At 38.7% G+C, this 9783-nt stretch carries 11 protein-coding genes; 9 read left to right on the forward strand and 2 right to left on the reverse strand.

The genetic code is table 11. The features are described 5' to 3' along the window. The first annotated feature begins 181 nt into the window (after nucleotides 1–181). The 6 genes from EKM93_RS13170 (at nucleotide 182) to EKM93_RS13190 (ending at nucleotide 4378) form a co-directional block, all read left to right on the forward strand. A complete protein-coding gene (locus EKM93_RS13170) occupies nucleotides 182–427 on the forward strand; it encodes a hypothetical protein (protein WP_125715985.1) in 246 nt (81 codons plus the stop codon). Between the two features lie 2 nt (nucleotides 428–429). Then, nucleotides 430–588, forward strand: coding sequence for a hypothetical protein (locus tag EKM93_RS13535; RefSeq protein ID WP_164507099.1), 159 nt, complete (start codon nucleotides 430–432; stop codon nucleotides 586–588). Beyond that, nucleotides 558–1445: an ABC transporter ATP-binding protein gene (locus EKM93_RS13175; RefSeq protein WP_125715986.1), complete on the forward strand. Its 888-nt coding sequence runs from the start codon at nucleotides 558–560 to the stop codon at nucleotides 1443–1445. The genes EKM93_RS13535 and EKM93_RS13175 overlap by 31 nt, the downstream gene beginning before the upstream one ends. After that, complete coding sequence (locus EKM93_RS13180; protein WP_125715987.1) at nucleotides 1442–2194, forward strand: ABC transporter permease; 753 nt, start codon at nucleotides 1442–1444, stop codon at nucleotides 2192–2194. The genes EKM93_RS13175 and EKM93_RS13180 overlap by 4 nt, the downstream gene beginning before the upstream one ends. A gap of 281 nt (nucleotides 2195–2475) precedes the next feature. Next, a complete protein-coding gene (locus EKM93_RS13185; RefSeq protein WP_125715988.1) occupies nucleotides 2476–3270 on the forward strand; it encodes an SDR family NAD(P)-dependent oxidoreductase in 795 nt (264 codons plus the stop codon). 256 nt (nucleotides 3271–3526) lie between these two features. Beyond that, entirely contained in the window at nucleotides 3527–4378 is an 852-nt protein-coding gene (locus tag EKM93_RS13190; protein WP_125715989.1) for an aldo/keto reductase, read from the forward strand. 2 nt (nucleotides 4379–4380) lie between these two features. Here the strand turns inward: EKM93_RS13190 and EKM93_RS13195 are convergent, their stop codons facing one another. Both EKM93_RS13195 and EKM93_RS13200 read right to left on the reverse strand, forming a co-directional pair. Beyond that, a complete protein-coding gene (locus tag EKM93_RS13195) occupies nucleotides 4381–5262 on the reverse strand; it encodes a LysR family transcriptional regulator (RefSeq protein WP_125715990.1) in 882 nt (293 codons plus the stop codon). 294 nt (nucleotides 5263–5556) lie between these two features. Beyond that, nucleotides 5557–6660, reverse strand: coding sequence for a glycerol dehydrogenase (locus EKM93_RS13200; RefSeq protein WP_125715991.1), 1104 nt, complete (start codon nucleotides 6658–6660; stop codon nucleotides 5557–5559). A gap of 369 nt (nucleotides 6661–7029) precedes the next feature. On the opposite strand from EKM93_RS13200, the gene EKM93_RS13205 reads away from it, so the two are divergent. From EKM93_RS13205 to EKM93_RS13215, 3 genes are all read left to right on the forward strand, one after another. Then, the gene (locus EKM93_RS13205) at nucleotides 7030–7599 is read left to right on the forward strand and encodes a biotin transporter BioY (RefSeq protein WP_125715992.1); all 570 of its coding nucleotides are present in this window, start codon (nucleotides 7030–7032) and stop codon (nucleotides 7597–7599) included. Continuing rightward, on the forward strand, nucleotides 7596–8903 hold the full coding sequence (locus tag EKM93_RS13210; protein WP_125715993.1) for an AMP-binding protein: 1308 nt from the start codon (nucleotides 7596–7598) through the stop codon (nucleotides 8901–8903). Before EKM93_RS13205 ends, EKM93_RS13210 begins: the two co-directional genes overlap by 4 nt. Next, the coding region (locus EKM93_RS13215; RefSeq protein WP_164507100.1) for a thiolase family protein at nucleotides 8900–9783 on the forward strand (884 nt) is incomplete at its 3' end. The genes EKM93_RS13210 and EKM93_RS13215, both read left to right, overlap by 4 nt.

Below are 9783 nucleotides of genomic sequence, written 5' to 3' on the forward strand. Positions count from 1 at the left end.
TGAAGGGTGCCGATTGACCGCCTAAAACCTACATTTTCTAACCGCCATAAACCTACATTTTTACATCGCCATTGACATATTATCAGTGTTTTTCTTAATTGTTCTTATCCCGATAGTTCTTTATTCATTGTCTGTTGTGTTTATTGTACCTGGTATTGGAAGTATCAAAAGGTGTATCGCTATGGACGTTGTTTTATCAATTGGATATTCATTCGCATTGTTCTTCTCTGTTGGTTTAATAGTATCAGAGAAAGTTGTCAATCAAATTAAAGCAAACACAGAAGAACTTGCTGGGAAATCAGGAAATTTAACAATTGCAGATGTAAATTTCAGCAATAATTTTTCGACCATATTAATGATATTTTTATTAACGTTTGTAATCATTGAGCTTTTTAGAATTATAGTCAAAAAAATGAAAAGAGGATAGAAATGTATATTAATCCAGATGTAGCTCATGCAAAGGTAAAAGATATTGATATGCTTTTCAATTTTGATATTGGCGTTGTTGCAGGAATTGATCAACAAGGGTTGGCATTTTATAAAAAGGAAGGGATTTTATGGAACTATTACTTTCTGTCAATCAATTAGTAAAGAAATATGACACTAAAACAGTCTTAGATAATGTTTCATTTGAGATAACGAAAGGGGAAATAGTTGGATTACTTGGAGTAAATGGATCAGGTAAGACTACTTTAATGAAGGTGATACTTGGCCTAACCTCTTTTGAAGCTGGCGAAATTAAGCATAAGGGAAACTCGAATTATTTGAAGTCCTTTAAAAGTAGAAGGGAATTTGGTTATCTGTTAGATTGTAAATTATTTGAATATTTGAGTGGGTATGACAACTTGTATACTGTCGGAAAATATGCGAATCATTGGCAAGGAAAAACTAAGACTGAAATTGCAGAAGAAATTAATGGACTATTGGATTTGGTTGACTTACCAAATTCTAAGAAGAGAGTGAAGGGTTATTCATTTGGGATGAAACAGCGACTTGGATTAGCAATGGCTTTAATGGGGACGCCAGATTTCCTAATATTAGATGAACCGTTTGTGGGTTTAGATCCAGTGGGAATTGAGCACTTACTTGGCTTCATCTCGAATTTGAGAAAGGACTTGGATATTACGATATTGATATCGTCACATCAATTAAATGAAGTTGAGCAGATTAGTGATAGGTATTTATATATTACTAATCAGAAAGTTAAGGAAGTGACGAAAAACTCTAGTAAGAAATACGTTATTAAGTTGAATAATCCAGATAAGCTATTACTTAATCAGTTGCAATCAATTGCTGATATAGAGCATAACGATGTTTTATTTGAGGCAAAGAATGAACTGATTAATAAGGTTTTAAAGATTATCTATCAAAATCAGGGGGAGATTACTGATATTCAGGTAACGAATGATAATTTGGTAGATTTATTTAGAGGTGATTCTAAATGAGGGATGTTATCAACGTAGAACTATTTAAACTGTGGAAAAGAAAAATTTTTATTGGCATTTTTTTACTCAGTAATTTTTCTTTAGTCTATTCTTTGGGAATTTATTTCAATTGGAGTTTCATAGATATAAATGGTAAATTGGATCTTATCTCTTTTTCTGCAAGTATGTGGGCCTTATTAATGATGCTCGGAATTCCACTTGTCTTATTTACTTTCTTGGCTGCAGGGACTCTAGGTGGAGAAATTTATGATGGGCAATTCATGTTAGAAATCACACGAGTCAAATCAATAAAATCATTAGTTTTAGGGAAACTTATTTCGATTGTAGAGGTATTACTGTCATTTTATATCCTTAATATGGCTCTTTCCAGTCTATACTATATTGTTTTTGTAGCGAGATCAAAAAATGGATTGGGAATCAGTTGGAATATTGAAAGTTACCATAGCCGCTTGCTCCTTGTAAGTATTTGTGGCGTACTATTTCTTATTCTGTTTATTTCTATAGCGATGGTAGTGTCAGTAAACTTCGGAACTTTTAGGGCAGTTCTTTTATCTTTATCTGTCTATGTTTTCTTGAAATTTGTTTCTAGTATTGAGGGCATTCGTAAATTGCTGCCTGGTTACTATACTTTAATTGATGATAATGACTTTTCAGGACTAATTTTATTATATCAGCTCTTCATTATGGGACTATTTATAGGAATAGCGATTTGTGTGATGATCAATATGATCAAAAAAAGAAACTATTAATTTTACGTACTACCCAAAAATGGAGATAGCAGATTTACATTTAATTCCATCCTAATAACACATTAATTTGTTAAAAGAACGAAAAGAGGGCATATTATTATGAAAAAAACGAAGGGGTTGTTATCAAAAAAATGTATGTTAAACTTTATACAACATTAGCGACACCTTTCCCCAACAATTGAATAGCGATGCTTAGAATCAAAGCGTAGCAGTAGTTATAAAGAACAGCATTTAACCGAATTAATCTTGATTGTTATAGAAAAATTGGGAGGTAGATTTCGATGGATTTAAAACTGAAAAATAAAACAGCATTAATTACAGGTTCTACAAAGGGAATTGGCAAGGCCATTGCGACTTCTCTAGCCGCAGAAGGGACAAACGTGATTATTAATGGGCGTAATGAAGCCGTAGTCACGGAAGTTGTCGACACGTTACAAAACTTGTTTCCCGAAGTGACCATCCAAGGGGCAGCCTATGATTTAACGACAGAAAAAGACTTAAAACAAATGGTGGCAGAATTTCCGGAAGTGGACATTCTAGTCAATAACATGGGCATCTTCAAACCCATGGATTATTTTGAAATTACTGATGCGGACTGGCAACGATTTATCGAAACTAATGTAATGGTGGGGAATCGCTTAGCGCGGCATTATTTGCCCGGGATGCTGGCACAAGATTTTGGTCGAATCATCTTTATCGCCAGCGAAGAAGCCGTTATGCCTTCTGGGGAAATGCCGCAATACAGTATGACAAAAACTATGAACCTGTCCTTAGCTAAAAGTCTTTCCAAGCTGACGGTAGCCACAAATGTTACGGTAAACACCGTGATGCCTGGATCCACCTTGACAGAAGGTGTACAAAAAATGCTAGACGACATGTATAAGGACACCGACATGACCCAAGCTCAAAAAGAGCAAGATTTCATGAAGCATCATCGGCCACTATCACAAATTCAACGTTTGATTCGTCCAGAAGAAATCGGCGCCTTTGTAGCCTATGTGGCTAGTCCGATTGCCGGCGGCTTTTCAGGAGAAGCGCTGCGGATGGATGGTGGTATGGTACCAACGCTTTTTTAAGCCAGAGCGTAAGTTCAAGACACTTTTTCATTTTTTGGAAGGGTGTTTTTTATTTGCCGACAAAACGAACAATTGATAAAGAATAGAATAAATATAAATCCTGTAGGCTGAACATTTAAGTCGTGGTAATGCTATAAAAATGACAATAAATAAACTATAACTAAAAAGTATATAAGTATTATCAATATAAGTATTAGACAATATAAAAAAAGCAACCTATGCTAATTATATGAATTAACGAGGAGGCCAAATAACAATGAAACAAGTTCAATTAAATAATGGACGCACAATGCCACAGCTTGGCTACGGGGTATTTCAGATAGACGATCTGGCACAATGCGAACAAGGTGTTTTAGATGCATTACGTACGGGGTATCGGTTAATTGATACCGCAGCATGCTATGGCAATGAACGTGCTGTGGGCAAGGCGATTATCAAGAGCGGTGTATCCCGACAGGATATTTTTATTTCGTCTAAAGTCTGGATTCAAGATACCGGTTATGCGCAGACGATGGCTTCTTTTAATAAAACACTGGCTAATTTACAAACGGATTATTTGGATCTTTATTTAGTCCACATGCCCTATGGTGATTATTTTGGTAGCTGGCGGGCGATGCAGGAACTTTATAAAGCTGGAAAAATTCGGGCAATTGGTGTCTGCAATTTCTTACCGGATCGATTGGTGGATTTGATTCAATCCTTTGATATTATACCGGCTGTGAATCAAATTGAACTGCATCCCTTCTCACAACGAAAAGCTTTGCGTAAATTAATGGCAAAATATCGGATTATGCCAATGGCTTGGGCGCCGTTTGCTGAAGGCAAAAATAATTTATTTACACAGCCGGTTTTGAAGGCGATTGGCGATCAGTATGGTAAAACACCGGCCCAAGTGACGCTTCGCTGGCTTCGGCAAAGTGACGTGGTTGCCATTCCGAAGTCAACGCATTTGGCACGGATTCAGCAGAATTTTGCCGTTGATGATTTTAATTTAAGTACTGAGGATCTGAATCGAATAGATGCTTTAGATACTGGCAATCCCCTTATTCTTGACGTGGCTACTTGCCAAGAGGCTTATCGGCTGCACAAGATTAAATTTGTACAATAATTTTAGTTGTCGTTTGGTAGCAAGCTACGAATGGCATCAAGAAAAGTACTAGCAGGTGCCGACAATTGAGCAGCTTTAGGCCAAATTAAACTTGAACGAGCTTCTAGTCTTGGTGCTAACGGGACAAAAATTAGATTGCTATTGGCGGTATTAACAATGCCATCTAGGCATAAGACAGTACCAACACCGGCAGACGCTAGAATTGAAGCATTATAAAGCAAATTATAAGTTGCGGCAATATTTAACTGAATATCACTGCGGCCAAACCAATCGGCAAAGATATTAAAATTACTTTGTTGCTGTGGGGTAATTAACCGCTCATTGAGCAAGTCCTTAGCTGTAACCATGGGCTGCTGTGCAAAGCGTGAGTCTCGGCGTACTAAAACACCCCAGGCGGTTGTACCAGGTAAATTAAGAAAGTGATAATCGGTTTTGTCTAAGGGCTCCATGACAACGCCAAAATCAAAGATACCAGTTTGCATACGTTGATAGACATCATCGGCATCAGTACTGTAAATATTTACCATCACTTTAGGTGCTGTTTGAGCCAACTGCTGAATGGCTTTAGCGATAGTAATCATCATTGGCGCCTCAGCACTACCGATCATAATCTGGCCATTGATTTCAGCTGTTTTTTGAACATTGACCATTGTTTTGTCAGCTAAGGTCAGAATCTGTCGGGCTTGATTGGCGAAATAATCACCAGCTGGTGTCAGTTCAATTGAACGACTGCCACGTTCGAATAAGGTGACACCAAGCTCTGATTCTAAATCTTTAAGCTGCCTTGAAATGGTCGGTTGTGAAATATGCAGCTTTTCTGCTGCTCGTGAAATATTGCGTTCGTTAACAACGGTCATAAAGTAGCGTAAAACACGTAATTCCATCAAGAAGACCTCCTATGCTAATTTCCTATAGTATAGCATTCTATAGAAGTATTAGGCTGATGAAACGGATGATCCAATTTTTTGTGAATTTGGTGACTTTTATTTTACGAGCCGGGGATGGCACCCAAATTCTATTACGACGTTTACACTGACATCCAGCCAATCATTCATAAAATTTTTGAAGGTGAGCGTTCATTATTTGCTGAACACGACGCTGTAATTACAAATTAGGATTTAAATACCAAATAAAACCCCTGAGTTAATAAGGCTCAGGGGTTTTATATTGCATTAAGATTAGTGTTTACGTTGATAATAGCGACTGTAAGTATCTACGCCTTTCATCGCTTGGACCACATCTTCGGGCGTTACTTCGAATGGCATTTGTTGCATTGTGTCTTCACTGGCAGTTGCTAAGGTACCTACTTTTAACAAATCCGCATCACTGATGCCGTCAATGTGCAAATCAGCAAAAGTTGTAGGTAGACCAAGTTCGAGGTCAAATTTCAAATATTTTTCAAAACGTGCCTGATCAGCACCTTCAAGGAAGAGTTGGGTTAATGTGCCAAAAGCCACTTTTTCACCGTGGGTCATGTGATGAATATCTCCAGTCAAAGCAGTTAAACCATTGTGAATAGCGTGGGCTGCGGCTAAACCACCGCTTTCAAAGCCTAGGCCACTCATCAACGTATTGGCTTCAACGACATTTTCTACAGCTTTAGAAGCCACATGATTTTGAACGGAGGCGTAAGCTTCAATACCATATTCAAATAGGGTCGCTTCACATTCTTCAGCAATTGCAATGCCGACAGCAGTTTGTTTGGCACCTAACATCGTGTCGTTACTCCCTTTGGCAACGGCTTGAGCTTCAATGTTTGTCGCAAGGGCATCTGCAATCCCGGATGCAAATAAGCGGGCTGGTGCATCGGCAACGACCTTAGTATCAACCAATACTAAATTAGGGTTTTGATCATAAAAACGGTACTTAGCAAAGGCACCATCATCAGTGTATAACACGGATAAACGCGAGCAAGGGGCGTCAGTTGAAGCCAACGTTGGTAAAATGGCGACGGCTATTTTGAGATCATCCGCAATTGCCTTGGCAGAGTCAAGGGTTTTCCCACCCCCTAAACCAATAATGACCTGTGTTTGAGCTTGCTTTCCAAGGGCACCAACACGGACGATTTCATTATCAGAAGCTTCACCGTTGAATATAACAGGCTGAACCGTTAGACCTTCTTTTGTGAGATAGTCGCAGTATTGTTTCCCGACTAAGTCAAAAACAATTTGATCGGCAAGCAATAAAGCATGGTTGCCTAATGATTGAATGTAGCTGGCACTTTGAAATAAGCTACCAGCACCTTGAACATATGTGGATGGACTGCCAAAAATACGGGTCATAACTAATCACTCCTCAATATTATTTAAGTCTATCTATACAATAACTGAATCAGTTAGATATAACTATATTTCTATAATGCTAAAAATTTTGATTTTCTCATAGATGTGATGATAGCGTTCTTTAAACAGGTTATATTGTTGCAATTTTTTTCGTAAAGTCACATATGTGCAATAAAAGATGGATGATCTAGAAGTGGTAATCAAGTTAACTATAATCGCTGTCCAAAGGTTAACTTAAGTCGATGACAAAGTTTATGAATAATGTTTTTTAGATGTTTATTAATTGTGATCATTGCATATCCGTAAAAGTTATGCTAATTTAGTTGTTAACTTATAAAAATATTTTAGTTAACTAAGGGAGAAAATATTATGAACACAGGTATAAAAACAAATTCGAAATTAGCGGCAGCGACAGTCACAAAAATGGCCTTATTCATTGCATTAATGATTGTATCCGGTATTGTCAGCATCCCCTTACCCGTTATCGGTGTACCGATTGTTTTACAAAATATGATGATCATGTTATGTGGTGGTTTTTTAGGAAAAAAATACGGTACTTTAACCAATGGCTTATTTCTACTGCTTGTATTCGTCGGGCTCCCATTACTTGCCGGCGGCCGGGGTGGCGCGGCAGTTTTCTTGAGTTTGAGCAGTGGATTTTTAGTGGGTTATTTACTTTGTCCCTTGCTCATCAACTTATTTTTGCAATATTTAGGGGATGACCACTTTTGGAAAATTTTTTTAGCTTACTTCATTGGCGGTGCTCTAGTCATTGATTTTATGGGCAGCTTATCTATGGCTTACTACAGCCATGTTTCTTGGGCAGCAGGCTTAAAGATGGTAGCCGTATTTTTACCAATGGATACTGTAAAAGTTGTATTAGCTACCATTATTCATCAACGGTTACGAAAGTTCACGGTTGCTGGTAATCGGGGATGATACCATTTGATCGGATTCCAGGGGATCAGATTGCCTTAATGTTTGAAAATCAAAAAATAACTTATGCCGCCTTACAACAAGTGGCATTGGCATCAAAGTCGCAATTGGATCAGTTTACAGAACCGATCATCTTTATACCAATGACGCCAACACCGGTTACTGTGGTTAAAGTAGTGGCTTGCTTATTGGCACAAAAAATTTTTGTACCTTTACCTGCCAAAGATGCAGCAATTCATGCCCGTCAATTAAAGTCACAATTCGCCAGTGCCGTCTTGTGGTCAACAGCAATCCAACATTTTAAGACACCTCAACTGAAACAGCTTTGGCCAAAGGAGACGTTGTTTATTGGTTTTACTTCAGGAACAACCGGTGATCCAAAAGGCTTTGTCCGAAATCGAGCCAGTTGGCAAGCGAGTTTTGAAAACTTTGCAAGTATCCCAGAATTTGCGCCTAAACCGTATGTGACTTGCTTTACACCACTACATTATTCCTTGGGGCTTTATGTTTTATTACAAACTTTATTTCAAGGTAAAACTTTTTTGTTAAATATGAGAGATCTAAATGATCCTTTATGGACAGCAACCATTTTAGAACAAAGTCAGATTTTTTCAGTACCTACTGTTTTTATGGCAAGCCTACAACATCTAAAAACACCAAAACCTACAAAATTTGAAATTATTTTAAGCGGTGAAACCATCACGGCAACCCAGCGGCAGTATTTTGAAAAACGCTGTCCTAAGGCTAAGTTATTTACATTTTATGGTGCATCGGAAACGAGTTTTATTGCCTATAATACACAAAAACAGCCACCGGCTCAGAGTGTGGGTCGATTATTTCCTAAAGTACAGTTGCAAGTAACGGCGGACAATGCGTTACTCGTAAAAAGTCCGATGAATTTTCAAGGTTATTTAAAAAATGGCCAATTTCAGCCAGCGGCAACTTGGCTGCAAACTGGGGATGTCGGTCGTTATCAACAAGGGCAGCTTTATTATGATGGGCGTCAAGATGATCGTATTAATCGTAAAGGCGAAAAGATTTTTCCTAAGTTTGTTGAGACTCTATTACTAGAACTACCGCAAGTCAAAGACAGTTTAGTCTATGGTTTGACAGATGCGCAACTAGGGCAACGGGTTGTCGCTGCAGTTGTTTGGCAAGACGATCCATTATCTAAACAAGCACTAAATACTTTTTTAAAGCAACACAGCTATCGGCGTTATCAAATCGATACGTTGTTGACGTTAGACAAAATGACCTATAGCACCAGTGGCAAGAAAATAAAACCTCAGGCGGTGACTAAAAAATGAATCAAGTCTATATTGTGGCAGGCGCTAGATTACTTATTGGCAAGTACGGCGGTCAATTAGCAGCCGTTGAACCAGAGCAGCTGGGGGCCTATTTATTAAAAAAACTATTAAAACAAAATCATTTTTCAGGCGCAGCAATTGATGAAGTGATCGTCGGCAACGTAATTGGTGGTGGCGGTAATGTAGGTCGGCGCATTGCGCTAGCATCCGCTTTGCCAGTAACTGTACCGGCATTTACCATTGATCGTCAGTGTGCTTCAGGGTTAGAAAGTATTTTAACCGCAACTGCAAAAATTAAAAGTGGCTTTGCCGATTGTATTGTTAGTGGGGGTGTAGAGAGCACTAGCCGGGCACCTTGGCTGATACGGCGGCCCAAAAAACTTTATGGACAAAACCCTGAAATTTTGGCAAGAGCCCCGTTGAGCGTTGCCCCTTATGGCGACCCGGAGATGGGGATTGCTTGTGAGCAGTTGGCACAACGGCAACAAATTAGTCGATTGCAACAGGATCAATATGCTTATCGCAGTCAACAACATTATCAGACCGCGTTAACTCAGGGCGTTTTTGAAGACGAACTGATACCTTATGAAGCTATGACACAAGATGAAAGCCCTCGACCACAGACAACAATGGCTAAATTAAGCACATTACCCGCTGCGTTTAAACCAGATGGTCAGTTAACCGCGGGGAATAGCAGTCCTTTAAATGATGGCGCTGCTTTTTTAATCTTAGCCAGCGCTGCTTTTTGTAAGCAAAAGCATTTAACCCCTTTATTTGAAGTAATGGATGGTGTATCGGTGGGAATTGAACCCGTTAATTTTGGTTTAGGACCGGTGGCGGCAACGTCAAAATTGTTACAGCGCAATCAATTAACATTAGC

The sequence above is a fragment of the Agrilactobacillus yilanensis genome, assembly GCF_003946725.1.
GTDB lineage: Bacteria > Bacillota > Bacilli > Lactobacillales > Lactobacillaceae > Agrilactobacillus > Agrilactobacillus yilanensis.